This window comes from Algoriphagus resistens (assembly GCF_001442615.1).
GTDB lineage: Bacteria > Bacteroidota > Bacteroidia > Cytophagales > Cyclobacteriaceae > Algoriphagus > Algoriphagus resistens.
The window spans coordinates 76686-93700 of record NZ_LMXN01000005.1 but is presented as its reverse complement, the minus strand read 5'-3'; the positions used below and the strand labels follow the sequence as shown (position 1 = coordinate 93700).

At 42.1% G+C, this 17015-nt stretch carries 12 protein-coding genes; 8 read left to right on the top strand and 4 right to left on the bottom strand.

What is annotated here, in order from left to right:
* Positions 1–161: 161 nt before the first annotated feature.
* Positions 162–2408, bottom strand: a complete 2247-nt coding sequence (locus AS141_RS10995) for a Tex family protein (protein ID WP_057937717.1) — start codon at positions 2406–2408, stop codon at positions 162–164.
* Positions 2409–2707: 299 nt separating this feature from the next.
* Here AS141_RS10995 and AS141_RS10990 point away from each other — a divergent pair, with 299 nt between their 5' ends.
* From AS141_RS10990 to AS141_RS10970, 5 genes are all read left to right on the top strand, one after another.
* Entirely contained in the window at positions 2708–3286 is a 579-nt protein-coding gene (locus AS141_RS10990) for a TlpA family protein disulfide reductase (protein WP_057937716.1), read from the top strand.
* Between the two features lie 96 nt (positions 3287–3382).
* On the top strand, positions 3383–5722 hold the full coding sequence (locus AS141_RS10985; protein ID WP_057937715.1) for a glycoside hydrolase family 95 protein: 2340 nt from the start codon (positions 3383–3385) through the stop codon (positions 5720–5722).
* 96 nt (positions 5723–5818) lie between these two features.
* Positions 5819–6931, top strand: a complete 1113-nt coding sequence (locus AS141_RS10980; protein WP_057937714.1) for a carbon-nitrogen hydrolase family protein — start codon at positions 5819–5821, stop codon at positions 6929–6931.
* A 227-nt stretch (positions 6932–7158) separates the two neighbouring features.
* Entirely contained in the window at positions 7159–7752 is a 594-nt protein-coding gene (locus tag AS141_RS10975) for a hypothetical protein (RefSeq protein WP_057937713.1), read from the top strand.
* A gap of 90 nt (positions 7753–7842) precedes the next feature.
* The gene (locus tag AS141_RS10970) at positions 7843–8409 is read left to right on the top strand and encodes a pentapeptide repeat-containing protein (protein WP_057937712.1); all 567 of its coding nucleotides are present in this window, start codon (positions 7843–7845) and stop codon (positions 8407–8409) included.
* Between the two features lie 15 nt (positions 8410–8424).
* Here AS141_RS10970 and AS141_RS10965 read toward each other — a convergent pair whose 3' ends face one another.
* Positions 8425–9132 carry an NUDIX hydrolase gene (locus AS141_RS10965; RefSeq protein ID WP_057937711.1) on the bottom strand — a complete coding sequence of 236 codons (708 nt, stop codon included), beginning with the start codon at positions 9130–9132 and terminating at the stop codon, positions 8425–8427.
* Positions 9133–9222: 90 nt separating this feature from the next.
* On the opposite strand from AS141_RS10965, the gene AS141_RS10960 reads away from it, so the two are divergent.
* Complete coding sequence (locus AS141_RS10960; protein WP_057937710.1) at positions 9223–10866, top strand: carboxylesterase/lipase family protein; 1644 nt, start codon at positions 9223–9225, stop codon at positions 10864–10866.
* A 242-nt stretch (positions 10867–11108) separates the two neighbouring features.
* Here AS141_RS10960 and AS141_RS10955 read toward each other — a convergent pair whose 3' ends face one another.
* On the bottom strand, positions 11109–13364 hold the full coding sequence (locus AS141_RS10955; RefSeq protein WP_057937709.1) for a helix-turn-helix domain-containing protein: 2256 nt from the start codon (positions 13362–13364) through the stop codon (positions 11109–11111).
* 350 nt (positions 13365–13714) lie between these two features.
* On the opposite strand from AS141_RS10955, the gene AS141_RS10950 reads away from it, so the two are divergent.
* Positions 13715–14089 carry a PRC-barrel domain-containing protein gene (locus AS141_RS10950; protein WP_057937708.1) on the top strand — a complete coding sequence of 125 codons (375 nt, stop codon included), beginning with the start codon at positions 13715–13717 and terminating at the stop codon, positions 14087–14089.
* A 203-nt stretch (positions 14090–14292) separates the two neighbouring features.
* Here the strand turns inward: AS141_RS10950 and AS141_RS10945 are convergent, their stop codons facing one another.
* Positions 14293–15927 (bottom strand): AsmA family protein, encoded by a 1635-nt coding sequence (locus AS141_RS10945; RefSeq protein ID WP_057937707.1) that lies wholly within the window; start codon positions 15925–15927, stop codon positions 14293–14295.
* Between the two features lie 284 nt (positions 15928–16211).
* Here AS141_RS10945 and AS141_RS10940 point away from each other — a divergent pair, with 284 nt between their 5' ends.
* On the top strand, positions 16212–17012 hold the full coding sequence (locus tag AS141_RS10940) for an endonuclease/exonuclease/phosphatase family protein (protein ID WP_057937706.1): 801 nt from the start codon (positions 16212–16214) through the stop codon (positions 17010–17012).
* The last annotated feature ends 3 nt before the right edge of the window (positions 17013–17015 follow it).

Sequence of the window (17015 nt, the reverse complement as noted above, 5' to 3'; positions counted from 1 at the left end):
TTTCGCCCATTTTAGTGTCTCCACTTACAAGTCTCGACTTTGGTTTAGGCAAAAGACAAGTATTTCGAAAACAAAAGTTGCGAGTGATAATAACCACGACGGCAAAACTCTCCGCAGAATCTTTGCGCTAGCTCAATGCACTTTGTGGTTAAAAGAAAGAATCACCCCCCAAACTTACCTTTCAAAGCAGCCAATTTATCAGCCATCGAACCTTCTGATTCCTTTTGTTGAGCTTTAGCAACAGGTTTCTTCTCCATCTTTTTACCCCGCTCCCCAAAAGGATCTGACTTCATACTAAGTCCAACCCGTTTTCGGGGAATATCCACTTCCATCACAGTGACCTGCACTTTTTGGTTGACAGAAACAATCTCATTTGGATCCTTCACAAAACGATCTGCCAAATGACTCAAATGCACCAAACCATCCTGATGTACTCCCACATCCACAAATGCGCCAAATGCGGTGATATTCGTCACCACGCCAGGGAGCTTCATTCCAACTTTCAGATCTGACATGCTATTCACTCCTTCTTCAAAAGCAAAAACTTCAAAACTCTCCCGGGGATCTCTTCCAGGCTTTGCCAATTCCTCCAAAATATCCTGCAGCGTAGGCAAGCCAACGGTTTCCGACACATAATTCCTTAGAGAAATCCTATTTCTCAATTCATCCGACCCCATCAAGTCAGGTACAGAGGCATTCACATCCTTTGCCATTTGCTCCACCAAAGCATATCGCTCAGGGTGAACGGCAGAGGAATCCAGCGGATGTTTTGCTTTGCTAATCCTCAAAAATCCGGCAGCTTGCTCAAATGCCTTATCACCAAGTCTAGGTACCTTTTTCAGTTGAGCCCTACTTTTGAACGGGCCGTTTTCATTTCTGAATTCCACTATATTCTGAGCTAAAGTAGGGCCCAAACCTGAAACATAAGTCAATAGCTGCTTAGAGGCAAGATTCACTTCTACCCCTACTCCATTTACCGCAGACATCACCGTATCGTCCAACGCATTTTTCAGGGCATTCTGATCCACGTCATGCTGATACTGACCCACTCCGATAGATTTAGGATCGATTTTCACCAGTTCTGCCAAAGGATCCATCAATCTTCTTCCGATGGAAATAGCTCCCCTTACTGTCAAATCAAGATCAGGAAATTCTTCCCGTGCCACATCTGATGCCGAATAAATAGATGCTCCTGATTCGTTCACCATCGTTACGATCACAGTTTTTGGAAGGCCTAGACTTTTCACAAAAGTCTCTGTCTCGCGCCCTGCCGTTCCGTTTCCAATTGCAATTGCCTGGATCCCGTGTCTCTCAACCAATCCTTTTATAGCCATTCCTGCCTCGGCAGATCTGCGTTGTGGTTCATGTGGATAGATTGCTTCGTAGTGCAGAAACTGTCCTTGCGGGCCAAGACATACCAGTTTGCAACCGGTTCGGAACCCCGGATCAATTGCCATCACAGACTTCTCTCCCAAAGGTGCTCCAAGCAATAGCTGGCGCAAATTCTCAGTAAAAACCTTAATCGCTTCCTCGTCTGCTTTACGTTTGGTGAGCAGGCGGACCTCAGTTTCCATGCTAGGTTTCAGCAACCTTCTATAACAATCTTTAATGGCAAGTTTCACCTGTTCCACAGATGAATTTGCCGCATCAACAAGAATCATTTTCTCCATTTGATAGATCGCCGAAGCTTCCTCCGGTACAGAATCCAGCATCAAAAACAGTTCTTTTTCTCCTCTTCTCATCGCCAACACCCTGTGCGAGGGAGCTGTTTTGATGGGTTCAGACCAGTCAAAGTAATCCTTATATTTGATCGCTTCCTGCTCTTTACCGGGCAAAACTTTCGAAGAAAAAACTCCCTCTTCCAGAAAAATCTTTCGCATTTTCTCCCGTAACTCAGCCTTTTCATTGATCCACTCAGCCATTATATCGCGGGCACCTTGTAGGGCTTCATCGACTGAATTCACTTCTTTTGAAGCATCCAGAAACTTCTCTGCTTCAGCGGGCAAGTTGATTGATTTTTGCTCAAATATCTGTTCAGCAAGCGGTTCCAAGCCTTTCTCTCTGGCGATTGTGGCTTTGGTCCGACGTTTTGGCTTGTAGGGTAGGTAAATATCCTCAAGTTTTGACATCGTCTCGGCAGCCGCTACTTTGTCTTTCAATTCCGGTGTCAGTTTCCCCTGATCCTCAATGGATTTCAGTACAGCCTCTTTCCGCTTGGCCAACTCTCTCAACTGTAACACCCGATCCCTGATGGCGGCTACTTGTACCTCATCCAATTCACCAGTGGCTTCTTTGCGGTATCGGGAAATAAAAGGCACCGTTCCGCCTTCGTCAAGCAACTGCACGGTGGCATTCACTTGGCTGGGTTTAATCTGGAGTTCGGCGGCTATTTGTACTTCGTAATTCATATGCTAAAGAAAATTCTAATCTAAATTTGAGACGCAAGTTAAGCCTCCTTTTGAAGACAAAAAGTATGAAAGGTGATTGATGTCACTAAGCGTCTGATTTTAAGATTGTAAAATTGAATGAATAAAAAATTGAGAAATTGTAAAGATTGCAGGAAGATAAAAGACGAATCAGACTGCGTGAAAGACCTAAATCTTCAATATTCATAAAAACCTTACCTATCAGGACAGAGTAAAACCTTCAGGGTTCTCAAAACCAAAGGTTTCCACAAATCCCTTAACTCGTAAATCAATTACCTAAAATGAGCGTAGATTGGAAAAAAGAAATTAAAAGCTGGGGCATCATGCTCAGCATTGTAGCATTTTTATACTTCACAGGGCTTTTACCAGTCATCATCGGTGGGTTACAGTCGGTATTACTTTCCACGGGACTCATCAAGCCCAAGATCGAAATCCCTGACTTAACGGACCAACAGTTCGAATACCAAGGCCAATTCATGACATTTGATGGACAACAAATAGACCTGGAGAGCTACCGTGGCAAAACCCTTTTCATTAACCTCTGGGCTTCTTGGTGCGGGCCATGCCGTGCAGAAATGCCCCATATTTCGGAACTTTATAAGTCCGTACAAAACCAGCCCGACCTGGAGTTTCTGATGATAGGAATTGATAATGACATCAAAAAAAGTCAGGGATTTATAGAAGGGAAAAACTGGTCTTTCCCAACTGCACATGCCAGCTTTGGGCTGAATCAAAGCTTACAAAGTGAGTCAATTCCTACCACCTTGGTAGTTAACCCGGAAGGCAAAATTGTCTTTTATCAAGAAGGAATGAGCAATTTCAATACAGATGAGTTTCGCACTTTTTTGCTTTCACAGTAAAAAACAACCTTAGTATCCTCAAATAGGCAATTTTCAAAATTTTGGTTGGCGACTTCAAAGATTTGTCGTAATCTTATTTTTTGACCCAAAATACCTATGAAAAAGTACCTGCTGAGCATTCTGCTTTTAGTTTCCTTATATAGCTTCACGCTTGGCCAGTCCCCCTCGATACTTTGGTACAATCAACCTGCAATAAAATGGGAAGAGGGATTGCCTGTGGGGAATGGCCGACTGGGCGCCATGGTGATGGGGGTTCCCGGCATGGAAAGAATTCAGTTAAATGAAGATTCACTCTGGCCGGGAGACTATGAAGATTGGGATTTGGCTGAAGGAAAAAGAGCTGATCTGGATCAAATCCGAGCCTATTTATTGGCAGGTGATAACAAGAAAGCCGATTCACTTTTGGTACTGAAATTCTCTAGAAAAGAGGTTACCAGATCTCATCAAACCCTGGGAGACCTCTGGATAGAATTTGAGAACAAAGAGGAAACTGATTTTAAAAAAAGAAGGCTTGATCTCTCTACCGCAACCGTTCGGACAGAATATACCATAGACGGATATGCAACTAGCGAGGAAGTAATCGCCTCAGCACCGGATGATGCATTGGTCATCCGCTTCAAAACCGAGCATCCTGAGGGATTTCAGGCCAAAATTACCATGAGCCGCCCTGAAGACAATGGCTTTGCGACAGCAAAGACCTCTTCACTGAATGATAGCCAACTGGAAATGTCCGGCATGATAACGCAGCGGGGCGGGCGACTGGATTCCAAGCCTATTGAGATTTTGAATGGTGTAAAATTCCGAACCCTGCTTTTCGCCCAAAACCAATCGGGAGAGATTTCCACCTCTGATTCCACTTTGATCATTGCCGGTGCAAAGGAATTCACCCTGAAATTAGTGACGGCAACGTCCTTTTACCATGAGGACTTCGAAGCGGAGGCAGATCGGCAATTGGAGAAAATACAACTGAAAAGCTGGGGAGAAATTCTTCATACACACGAAAAGGAATATGCGTCTTGGTTCGAAAGAATGAAGCTGGATCTGGGTTCAGTAGAGCCTGACAATATTCCTACCGACCAAAGAATAGAACGTGTAAAGGATGGGGTAACCGACTTGCATCTGGAAAAACTACTTTTTGACTATGGGCGCTACCTGTTGATTTCCTCGAGCCGGCCCGGCACCAATCCGGCTAATTTGCAAGGGCTTTGGAATAATCATATTGCCGCTCCCTGGAATGCCGATTACCATGTCAATATCAATTTACAGATGAATTACTGGCCGGCAGATGTAACTAATCTGAGCGAGCTAAATCAGCCACTATTTGATTTTATTGACGGTGTGATAGAAAACGGGAAAAATGCGGCCCGAGAGAATTTTGACATGGCAGGCTCCATGGTTCCCCATACCACAGACTTGTGGCAAGTGGCTTTTCTGCGTGCCGCCACAGCCTATTGGGGAAGTTGGATAGGTGCAGGTGGTTGGATAGGCAGACATTATTGGGATCACTATTTATTTACTCAGGATAAGCTATTTCTTGAAGAGCGGGCATTTCCGGCTTTGGAAACAATTTCGGCATTCTATTCTGACTGGCTGGTAGAATACCCAGAGGACGGAAAGCTTGTCTCCTCTCCCTCCACTTCTCCAGAGAATCAGTTTATCAATAAAAAAGGAGAAAAAGTAGCTGCTACGATGGGAGCTGCAATGGATCAGCAGATTATCGCTGACGTTTTCAACAATTACCTTAAGGCTTCAGGGATTCTTGGCAAAGAGTCCCCGCTCCGCGACAAAGTGACAAACCAACTTGCAAATCTTCGGGCCGGGGTTCAGATAGCCGAAGACGGTAGAATATTAGAATGGGATCAGCCTTACGAGGAAAATGAAAAGGGCCATAGACATATGTCCCATTTGTATGCTTTTCATCCTGGAGACGCTATTACAAAAAGTAAAACACCGGATGCATTCGCAGCAGTGAGGAAAACTCTGGAATACAGACTGGCACATGGTGGAGCCGGAACTGGCTGGTCACGGGCTTGGCTCATTAATTTCTCTGCCAGGCTGTTGGATGGGGAAATGGCCCATGAACATATTCAAAAATTACTTTCCCAATCTCTTTACCCAAATCTGTTTGATGGGCATCCGCCTTTTCAAATTGATGGAAATTTCGGTTACACCGCAGGCGTGGCTGAAATGCTCGTACAATCCCACGAGAATGGGATGATTCGGCTTTTGCCTGCTTTACCCAAGGCATGGAAAAGCGGAAGTGTGACAGGATTAAAGGCTAGAGGAAACTATGCCATTGATATGACTTGGCAGGATGGGGAACTTAAAACCTATAGAATCTATGCCGAAAAAAGCGGTCGAATCTCGGTTTTCTACGATGGATCTGAAATGGATCTCGATCTTGAAAAAGGACAGAGCGTTGAGATTGAACTATAAAACGCGACACCTCATTTACTCTTTCAGAATTAAGAAAGCTAACGTTTAACTATGCCGGAAAGTGATTTTGAGAAAAGCTAGTGTTAAATTCGGGCAATGATCAGAAAGTTTACTACCCTATTTATTTTTGCTGTATTTGTTTGGCTTATATGGTCTTTTTCTGGCAGAAACACACCATTACAAGAAAGTAAAAGCTACCTTACGGTAGTGGAAGAAGTCAATCCTTCTGATTCCCTGACGAACAATATTCTGGCTATTCAGCCCTATATGGAAGTTTCTGATTATTTTAATCAGGATATCTACAAATCCAAATTAAGGCAGTATTTAGCCGCAGCAGGTACCAAAGATTTTATTGATGAGAATACGTTAATCCTATTTCCTGAAAATGTTGGTACATGGCTAGTTTTGGTGGGAGAAAAACATGCTATCAGTGAAATGAAATCCCTTCAAAAAGTAATGAGCGCCCTAGCGTGGAGCAATGCATTTGAGTTCTTTTTGGGCTTTTTGAAAACAGGGGATGAAATCAATACAGAATCTTCAGCTATTTTCCGAATGAAGGCAAAAGTAATGTTAAACGCATATTACACCACCTTTAGTGAGCTTTCGGAAGAAACTGGAGCCTATATTATTGCTGGATCTATTGTTTTGCCGGCCCCCAGCGTGATGGAAGGAAAAATTTATGTTGAACTCAACGGACCTCTCTACAATGCATCCTTTCTATTTGGCCCCGATGGGAACGTAATTGGGGAACCTATTTTGAAACCATTTCCAGATTCTACTATGGATTTGTATTCTGATGAGCCTCGAAAATCCCAGGTTTTTGAACTGCCATTCGGAAAAACATCAGTAGCACTATGCAAAGCTAGCTGGCACAGTCAATCCTATAGTAATGTTTCTGGCCTATCTTCTGGGACTGTTCTATTCTCAACTTTTTGTACGGGAGAACATTCCGAGCCATCTAATGAAATAATAGCGGCTATGGAAAGAAATTCAAAAAACACGGACAACCTGGTGAAACTTGGATCAAAAGAGGAAAACTACCCGCCCTCTTCAACTAGAAAAGTAAAATCAAACGTAGCTTTCAATGTTTTTCTTCATGGTGATCTTTGGGATTTGGATCTCTCAGGCCAGCCCCATGCAATGTTAAACAAAAGGCTTCTTCCAATTACCCATGCGGAAAAGGGAGGCGTTTGGTCGTTGAACTTCTAGCACTAGCAGTTCTCTGTGAACTTAACTAGAATGTTTTCCCCCTATAGGCTTCATTGAACCTATTGGTTAAAAACTGATAAACTATCCAGCTATAATTTGTGGCAAATGAAAACTTAACTGTCAGCAAATTAACTTTGGACGAAATGGCTGGATAATATCTGATTGTAAACCATGTTGTCAAGCTGATTGAAAAAGCTTAAATTAATCCCATACTTAACTCGGATACGATGAAAACCCTACTTAGCGCAGTATTAGTTTGTTTTACAATTTTCCCCGCTTTTTCTCAAATTCTTGCAGTTCCTACTAAAGAAGTCCAGATTAAAACTGCAGTTTTGGCAGCTCCTGAAGAAAAACAATCAGATGCAAGAGTCCTGGGGTATGATGAAAGTGGCGAATTAACCGAATTACGAAAAGGCAGCAATGAAATGATCTGCATTGCAGATGATCCTAATGCAAAAGGCTTTAGTGTATCTTGCTACCATGTTGATTTAGAGAAATTTATGAAAAGAGGTAGAGAACTCAAAAAAGAGGGGAAAAATTTTCAGGAGATTTTTGACATTAGAGAGGAGGAAGCCAAAAGTGGCAAACTCCAAATGCCTAGGGATGGTGCTACACTCTTTGTGCTTTCTGCAGACCCGGAAAATTACGACGTCAATTCCGGCAATGTCACTGATACCTACTTAAGATATGTGGTATATTTACCTTGGGCTACAGCAGAGACTACGGGGCTTCCGTTAAAACCGAATGCTCCGGGCATGCCATGGATAATGGACCCGGGGACACATCGGGCGCATATCATGATTTCACCACCTAAGGATTAGCCTATTTCTTTCCATATAACCAAAATTTAGAAATTACCAGGTTTGATCTTTTCCTAATTCCTTAAGAATATCCTAAATCATATTCATTCTGTGCCTTACTATTCCGACAAGCATTTTCTGACACAAAATTTCACCACTATAGATTTCCCTACTGCTGAATATGAGAAATGTACCTTTGAGCAATGTAATTTCAACAGTCTGGATTTGAGAGGAACAAGTTTTGAGAATTGCATCTTCAAAAATTGTGACCTCAGTAACATCAGGGTGCCTGATGTGTCTTTTCAGCACGTGAGATTTGAACATTGCAAGATGCTTGGTATTCATTTCCACGCTAGTAATCCCTTTCTTTTGGAATTTTTCTTCAAAGACTGCTTACTGGACTACTGCAGTTTTTACAACTTAAAAATCAAAAAATCAAAGTTTATAAATTGTAGACTCACAGAAGTTGATTTTACCCAAACTGATTTGACAGCGTCTGATTTCCAAGGTTCGGATTTGAGCGGGGTTACTTTTGATCAGACCATACTGGAGAAGACAGATTTCAGAAATACACTTCACTATTCCATTGATCCCGAGCGCAACCGGATTAAAGGCGCACGATTTGACCTGGATGGATTACCGGGTTTGCTTGGTAAGTATGCTATCAAGGTGGGGTGATGTTTACCAAAACACTTAGGTCTTAGTCTTCTTTTTGAAACTATATAAGAATGGCGCCTTATGGGAGCCACCCGAATAGAGTTTGTCATGACGTTCCAAAATATCCAGACTCAGCATTTTTCGCTGAAAATTAGCCCTATTCAGATCCTCCCCAAGAATTGCCTCATACACCAGCTGCAGATCCTTCATTGTAAACCTATCCGGCAATAAATTTATACTAAGCAATTTTTGATCCAGATGGGTCCTGAGATGCTCCAGTGCTTTGTCCACGATTTTATTATGATCCATCATCAACATCGGTAAATGGTCATAATCATACCACTCGATAGAATCTGAAAGTTCATCAGGTTTGGGAGTAACATTTTCATAATTGATCAAGGCATAATAAGCTACCGTTACAAATCTTCCCAAAAGCCAATGATCAGGATCTGAATGACCTTGCTCCTTCATTATTCTACCCATAATTTCAGGGTTATGCCTATCCATCGATCCAAAGGTGTAAAACTGCTCCAAATAAACTTCCTTCAGACCTGTTCTTTCTGACAAACCTCGATGCACGGCCGTATTTAGGTCTTCATCCACTTTGACAAAACCACCAGGCAGCGCAAAAGTTTTCATATTATGATACTCCAAAATCAATATTTTCAGCTTTTCTCCAGAAAAACCAAAGATTACAGAGTCATAAGAAATATTTGGAAGATATTCTTCTCGAGATAAAGACATATGCAAAACTATCCAATACTAATGTAAATAATAGGAATTTTAAAAATAAGCAATTACTATTGTTTCACAAAGAAACAATAATTTATACCTATGAAAATATTTCTAAAATCCATTCAGATTTTCAGCTTGATATTTTTCGTTGGAATAACTTCCACGCTGAAAGCTCAGAATAACAATTCCTTCGAAGTACAGACCCAAATCAAAAACGGATTGATTGCAGGGTCATACGACATCAAGACTGGCATACAAAAATACTTTGGAATTCCATTTGCACAGCCTCCTGTGGGTGAATTACGTTGGAAAGCGCCCCAGCCATTGGCTGACTGGTCTGGAGTGAAGGAAACCAAAAAATTTGGGCCTAGAGCTGTCCAGGCTCCCGTCTTTGGAGACATGGACTTCAAATCAAACGGGATCAGCGAAGATTGCCTTTACTTGAATGTGTGGACTCCAGCAAGCCGGAATACAGAAAATCTTCCTGTATTGGTTTATTTTTATGGGGGTGGTTTTGTAGCTGGTGACGGCTCTGAACCCCGCTATAACGGAGAAGCCATGGCGCAAAAAGGAATTGTGGTAGTCACGGTAAATTACAGACTGAATATTTTCGGTTTCTTCGCCCATCCTGAATTGAGTGCCGAAGCTCCTTACCAAGCTTCTGGAAATTACGGCTTGATGGATCAAATGGCTTCTTTGAAATGGGTTAAGGAGAATATTTCAGCTTTCGGTGGCGACCCTGCAAAAGTCACCATCGCAGGCGAATCCGCTGGTTCTATTTCTGTCAGTTACCAAATGGCATCTCCGCTGTCCAAAGATCTTATCGCAGGAGCAATCGGTGAAAGTGGAGCCGGTATCAATCCGACTTTGGCACCAACACCTCTGGCTGAAGCTGAGAAGCAAGGCGAAGAATTCATTTCTAACGCCGGTATCAGTAACATTGAGGAACTCAGGGCTCTTTCTACCATGGACATTTACGAGCTATACAATGAGTCCAAACGCTTTGGGTTCCCAGTAGTATTGGATGGCTATTTTCTTCCAAAAACACTTCCTGAGATTTTCGAAGCAAGAGAGCAGGCAATGGTGCCACTTCTTGCTGGATGGAATTCTGCCGAAATCCCAGGTATGGCATTTATGCAAGGCCAGCCATACACTACAGAAGCATTCATTGCCAAAGTGAAGGAAGTTTATCCTTCTGATTATGAAGAAGTATTAAGTTTACATCCGCATACCGATGCAAAAGAAGTGGAAAGATCAGCGACTAACTTGGCAGCGGATAGATTCATTGCTTATTCTACCTGGAAGTGGCTTGACCTCCATGCTAAAAATTCTGACCAACCTGTTTTCCGATACTTATACAGCAAGCTTCGTCCACCGCTAAAAAATGCCAACCTGAGTTCAGGTCTTGCTGGTGGAGTGGTAGAAGGCGGACCAAAACAGCCAGAGCCTATTGGTGCTCCACATGCCTGTGAAATAGAATATGCAATGGGAAATCTTCCGTTGGTAGAGGCTTATTCCTGGACCGCTGATGATTATCAGGTATCAAAAACGTTCATGAATTACTTTGCCAATTTCATCAAGACGGGAAATCCTAACGGAGATGAGCAGCCCGAATGGAATGCCATGAAAGGCACCGACGCTGCACCGGCAGTAATGATAATCGATACTGAAAGCAAATTGGTGCAAGCAACAGACGATGCAAGATACCATTTCCACGATAAGGCTTACGGTAACAATAACTAAAAACCAATCAACCAAATACAGATTAAGAGAGGCTGGTGGTCTCTCTTAATCTGTTCACTACCTAAGGTCACTGAAGATTTCACTGAGGGCGCAGCTGTTCTTATTCTCACCAACCAATCTTGCTTTGTTTTTTGGTTTAATGTCTGAATCTTAGCCCAACATCATTTCTCATGACTTCAGTTTCAAACCCTATAAGCTACTTATCGCTTTTTACATCAAGCCTTGAAATCTGATTCCAGTTCTTAGCCTTCTCTTCCGGCCACTACCATCTTGATGGTATTATAATCGTACTTCCCCTCAAAATGAATCCGGAGTGCCTGTAGGTTCTTGATGTTTTCGATCTGCGAATTAATTTCGGAAATAACCTCAACAGGTAAACAGTCTTCCAGGTCCACTCTTCCTTCCTGGATTCCTTTTGCCAGGTGACTTTTGATGGTAGATTCCGCCAACCCTCTCTCTACCACAATATCTCCAATACTTTTACCCGCATTGATCATCCCAAACGTGATCTCATAGGTCTCGCCTATTTTTCTTTTCAAATTTGCTTTTCCAGCCTTTTTCCTGCCCGTTTTGTTACTGGCAAACTTAGGGTTGTCAGCAGCAGCTTGTTTGGCTGTCTCAGCCAGTCGAAGGCGTAAATTTATTTTGTCCTGTTCCAGATCTGTCATTTTACCGGGGATCCTGCCTTCCAAAATCGATGCTATTAAATGGCTGACTTTACTTATTTCCCCGTACTTTTTAAGCAGACTGACTTCAAGCTCTTCCAAGCTATTCGCATAGGTTTTGGTTCTGGAAAACCGCTCCACTTCAGCTCGGTGAATCAGAATTTTTTCCAACGCTGCTTTCAGGAAATCTTTAAAATAAGAAGTCCCTTTATCCAGACGTTCCATCAATTTCCCTTTGTCATTCTGCTGCAAAAGAAATCGTAGTTGATTACTGAACTTGCCTGCAATGTCTGCTTCATTCCTGATCAAAGTAGCGATCTCACCCACTGCTTTTTGCATCTCGGGATCTTCAAATTCCAGTGAACTGTCATTCTTGCGTTGAAAACTGCTGATTTCCTGAAGCAAGCTCTGTAAATTGAAAGTCTCACCCGACAAAAGTGAAAGATAGGCTTGTTGATAAGAGACGAAAAGTTCTTCTAACCTGGAATGCTTTTTGGCACTTTCTACAAACATATGGACTTGGGAATCCGACTGTAATGCAGTGTTTTGGATTCTTGTTCTCAAGACTAATCCTTCCAATGATCTCAGCCGGCTTAGTGCTACGTAAACCTGGCCAGGAGCAAAGGCATTTCCTACATCTATAATTGCCTGGTCAAAGGTTAACCCCTGGCTTTTGTGTACCGTGACTGCCCAGGCCGTTTTAATCGGATATTGACTAAATGTCCCGATCACTTCTTCCTCCAGCTCCTTAGTCTCTGGGTTGATGACATACTTCTTGTTTTCCCAAATTTCTTTTCTCAGTTGATAAACAACCCGCTTCCCCTCCAGCAAAACCTTAATCTGATCATGTTGCAGGTCCTCCACCGTAGCCAGTTTACCATTGAAGTAATCCTGGTTGCCCGAAGAATCATTTTTTATAAACATGACCTGAGCACCAACACGAAGTTCCAGAGACTTGGGCAGTGGGTAGATATTTTCCGGAAAATCATTTTCTATCTCTGCTTCGTAGAACATTGACTTTCCTTTCAGAGCCACTAATCGATCACGGTTAATCTGATCAGCTTTATAATTATGTGTGGTAATCGTAATACAGTCTTTGATTTGCGCGATCTCTTCCTGCGTTTTATAGTGCTTATTCAGCAGCGCTACATCTTGAGGAGTAACCGCATTCTCCCGTAGATGGTTGAGTACTTGAATAAAGTCCTCATCCTGCTGGCGGAAAATCTTATCAAGCTCCAGGTAAACCAATCCCGAATCCTGCAATACCTTTGCCTGGAAGAAATGCATGCTGGGGTAAAATTTGTTCAGAACCTGCCATTCATTATCACGGACAATCGGAGGAAGCTGGAAAAGATCTCCAATCATCAACACCTGCACTCCGCCAAAAGGCGTAGTATAATTCCGTTTGACACTTCTCAATCTGTAGTCGATCGCATCCAGCACATCTGCCCGGAGCATACTCACCTCGTCGATCACCAATAACTCAATTGATTTGAGCACATTCTTCCTAAGTGCATTCAGCGGATGTTTTCTGATCAATGTATGCTGTGTAAAACACCCGTACTGATCAGAGAAGTTTCCTTCAGGCTCATTGACGGGGAGGAAAAAACCAAGGGGAAACAAAAATTGGGAGTGAATAGTCACTCCTCCGGCATTAAGAGCCGCAATACCGGTAGGTGCTACAATCACATGGTTTTTGTGGGTTTGAAGTGCTAGATTCTTCAGGAAAGTCGTCTTTCCTGTCCCTGCTTTTCCTGTCAAAAAAATTGGTGCCCCTGTATTGTTAACAAACTTAGCAGCTAACTCTAGCTTGTCGGTACTTAGTTTTTCCATTTGACGAAACTACAATTTTTAAAAATAAATGTAATTATGGTTAAAAGCTTAAAGCTTCATCAGATAAATTTCGATTTATTATCTCATTTCCCAAACCTGACTCTTACTTATTTAATAGCAGCTAGTTACCTACATGATTTGGAAATACTTGTGTTTTGTAGCATGGATTCATAAGCAGGCTAACCGCGTCTTATTTTCAGCGGACCCGCGTAATAGATTGCCCAATTCGTCCTTATAGGAAACATAAAAAATCTTAAAAAATTTGCCTCCCCCTTTCAAAATCCATTTTGGAGGGGATGGCACAGCCTTGGTTAATAAATTATCAGACACTCCCCTAAAATAACTTAATCATGAATACTGAATATTATTTTCCGATAAGTAGCTCTACGGCTACAAACTGTGCGGTTAAGACGCTAAAAGATGAACCAGTAGGGTCTATAAAGGACATTATGCTGGATACCGAAACAGGTGAAGTTGCTTATGTTGTTCTGTCAGTTGATTCTGGATTTCTGAATCTGGGCAGCAAACTTCTAGCGCTACCTTGGGCGATGTTTGATTTTCACGGTCACCAACGTGATGTAATCATCGTCAATGTCGAAAAGGAAAAGCTAGAAAATGCTCCCGGTTTTGATAAGGACGATTGGCCGGTAGGACCTCAGCATGAGTTCATCAATCATGTCCATACGTATTATGGATTTGACAGAAGAAGAGCGCTAATTGAATAGGCGTGGCGCTTTGAATCTGTAAGGCTCTCCTACTTGGGGAGCCTTTTTTCTAAGCCGCTGAGATCTTCGCTAGTCAACACAGTCAGGGAAAGGAAGCCTAGGTACTGGAGGAGAATTCTCGCTATCCGGATCAGAGCGAACGCGCCGCTCACAAGTTCTCATGTCACACAAACCTGAATCAATCAGAAAAGCCCGCTTTGTCACTACCTCCTTTTACCGCTATCAGGCGGATCCTGCTCCTTCAATATCAACTGCATCAGGTCTCCCGGCGCTATCTCCAATATTCCTTCCCTCAAAGACGCCCAGATAAGATTGAAGGTGCCCCTATAAATATTCCTTTCTGTTTGAAAAGCTGCTGTTCTATAATTTCTGTTTTCCGGAAGGTTACTACTGGAAATTAGAATATTGGAGAGCATTGACATCATTTTTTTCTTGTTTTTCTCCTCATCCCTAAGCTCCAATTTGAGATCACTGTACTGGAAAATCATGGAATTCGATGAGTTATACCGATTGGCGTCCATAGTGATTTCTAGTTTACGCATCCTTCCTGTATTTATATTCACAGAGACTAAATCCCCTAGAATGCTATTCAATGATGGCAGATCAAATGGATCTACACTTGCCTCCAGATGGAATTTCTCCTCACTTGAATTCACTCTATAAGGCACGGTCACATCCATCCGCATAGGAGCAAATCCATTGAGTACGGCTTCACCATGGATCAGCATTTCTCCAGTCTGTAAAGAATCAAGTGAAATCACATTTGTGATCAAGGCTGATAGCTGCTCAAAACCCAGGCTTCCTGCAACTGATTTTCCTTCGGAAATCTCGGAGTAAGTGATTCTTGAATTTACCACCTGCACAGTGTCCACCTCCAGCGGAAAAGGAATCAGTTCTACCATCCCTTCAAACATTGGCTTCTCCGGCTCATCATAGGGACGAGGTTTGTTTTTATTCCTCACATCATGGAGAATCAGGCTATCGATTGTCATCAAACCGGCGACAATTGCCCAGTTTCCGTAGATACTACTACGGGCATTGATTTTTTCGATTTTCAGGTGCTTCAGGTCAATTTCTATGTAGTCTTCCTGGAAATCCGATCTCTTTGCTACGGCAATATTTGAATCATCGTATGCCAGTCTCAAATCAAAAAAATCGAAGGAATCTGCTTTAGAATCATAATTCAATTCTCCAAGAGTAAAGGTTTGCTCTTCATCAATATTGATTACCAAATTCTTCAGACCACTATGTAGACTTTCCAAGTTAAATGGAATCGCATAATTCAGTCGAACTGAATCTGTTTCCAGATTAATCGCAGAGATATTAAAACTATCAAAGCTTCCAAATTTCCTCAAAGAATCTGATTGGGTGTAAAATTCGCCTGAACCATCATTCAAAATAAAATTATGAATAACGCCCCGGGAGACTATATCTCCAAAGAAATCCTGAAAAGCCTTTGATACGTCTGCAGGCTTTTTGGAAATCGAATCATTTCTGACCAAAATAAAACTGGGACTCTCAAATTTCAATTCTCCAATATCCAATATATCTCCAAAAATGAACCCAAACATATTCAGTCCGTCAAGCCTTGCTGACTTCACGGTTCCTGAAATGGTAGAAGCCATACTATCTTTCACTGGATGAAGGGCAATATCCCTGAGCTCTATACTACCCCTAAACAGCTGCACGTTAACATCTTCAAAGAGAATGTCATAGGAGCGATCCTCTTTGGCATTCATCCGTTCAGGCAGCGTCTTTACAAGCCACATTTCAACCAAAAATATAGAGCTAAACCCCAACAGAATCAGAATTCCCAGAACCCACAGAATTTTTTTCAAGAGCTTTTTTTTAAAAACTTAATTAGCAAAATAAAGTTGAATTTAACGCATAAAAAGAAAGTAGAAGGTTTCAAAAAGATACAAATTAATTATAACTATTCTTTTTCAGCTAAGTAAAACCAGGCTAGCCTACCTCACCCAATACACTAAAAAGGGGCTATTACATGGTTGCTTTAATTCCCAGGAATCTTTTAAATCATTATCTTTCCTCCAACTTCACTTGCTTCCCTACTCTGGTAGGATCATCGTTTGTATTTGGAGCTTGAATAACTAATCACCACACAATGAAAAAAACATCTCTAGTAATTATTATTTTTTTGCACAGTTTAAGTTTCTGCGTTTTTGCCCAAGATAAGAATCCGGAATTCAAAGTTTTGACGTACAACATTTACCATGGAGAGAATCCTGGCCACCCCGGAACACCCAATATAGATGATGTAGCCAACTTGATTATTCAGCTTCAACCCGAGGTAGTGGCACTTCAGGAGATGGATAGCATGACCACACGCTTGGAGGGAGTATATGGAGAAAAAATCAATTGGATAGCCGAACTTGCCAAAAAGACGGGGTACAGAGGGTATTTTGCCAAAGCTATGGATTATGCAGAAGGCGGATATGGTGAAGGGGTTCTTGTGAAGAATGCTTTAAACTATAAAACCCAGGAATTACCTACACCTGTCGGTGGTGAACCCAGAGCGGCAGCTTGGGTAAAAATAGAACTGGAAAACAGAGAACAACTCTACTTTGGCGCGACACATCTTTGTCATCAGTTCGAAGAAAATCGCCTGGCACAATTAGAAGCTATTACCCATTACGCTGATTCACTTTCTAAGCCTGCATTTTGGGCAGGTGATCTGAATTTTGATCCTTCATCAACAGAATATAAAAGTATAAGCTCCAAATGGACGGACGCTGGACTGGCCGCTAGCAATAATTCCCCTACCTTCGATTCGGAAGAAGGAAAAAGAATCGACTATGTCTGGTTTGACGCAGAACATTTTGAACTGGTAAACTACAAAGTAATTGATGTACCATTTTCTGACCACTACCCAGTTTTGGTCACTCTTCGATTGATAAACCCATAAACT

Coding starts and splice junctions, on each gene's coding strand:
- AS141_RS10995 (WP_057937717.1), bottom strand. CDS start 2,408: ATGAATTACGAAGTACAAATAGCCGCCGAACTCCAGATTAAACCCAGC.
- AS141_RS10990 (WP_057937716.1), top strand. CDS start 2,708: ATGAGCGTAGATTGGAAAAAAGAAATTAAAAGCTGGGGCATCATGCTC.
- AS141_RS10985 (WP_057937715.1), top strand. CDS start 3,383: ATGAAAAAGTACCTGCTGAGCATTCTGCTTTTAGTTTCCTTATATAGC.
- AS141_RS10980 (WP_057937714.1), top strand. CDS start 5,819: ATGATCAGAAAGTTTACTACCCTATTTATTTTTGCTGTATTTGTTTGG.
- AS141_RS10975 (WP_057937713.1), top strand. CDS start 7,159: ATGAAAACCCTACTTAGCGCAGTATTAGTTTGTTTTACAATTTTCCCC.
- AS141_RS10965 (WP_057937711.1), bottom strand. CDS start 9,132: ATGTCTTTATCTCGAGAAGAATATCTTCCAAATATTTCTTATGACTCT.
- AS141_RS10960 (WP_057937710.1), top strand. CDS start 9,223: ATGAAAATATTTCTAAAATCCATTCAGATTTTCAGCTTGATATTTTTC.
- AS141_RS10955 (WP_057937709.1), bottom strand. CDS start 13,364: ATGGAAAAACTAAGTACCGACAAGCTAGAGTTAGCTGCTAAGTTTGTT.
- AS141_RS10950 (WP_057937708.1), top strand. CDS start 13,715: ATGAATACTGAATATTATTTTCCGATAAGTAGCTCTACGGCTACAAAC.
- AS141_RS10940 (WP_057937706.1), top strand. CDS start 16,212: ATGAAAAAAACATCTCTAGTAATTATTATTTTTTTGCACAGTTTAAGT.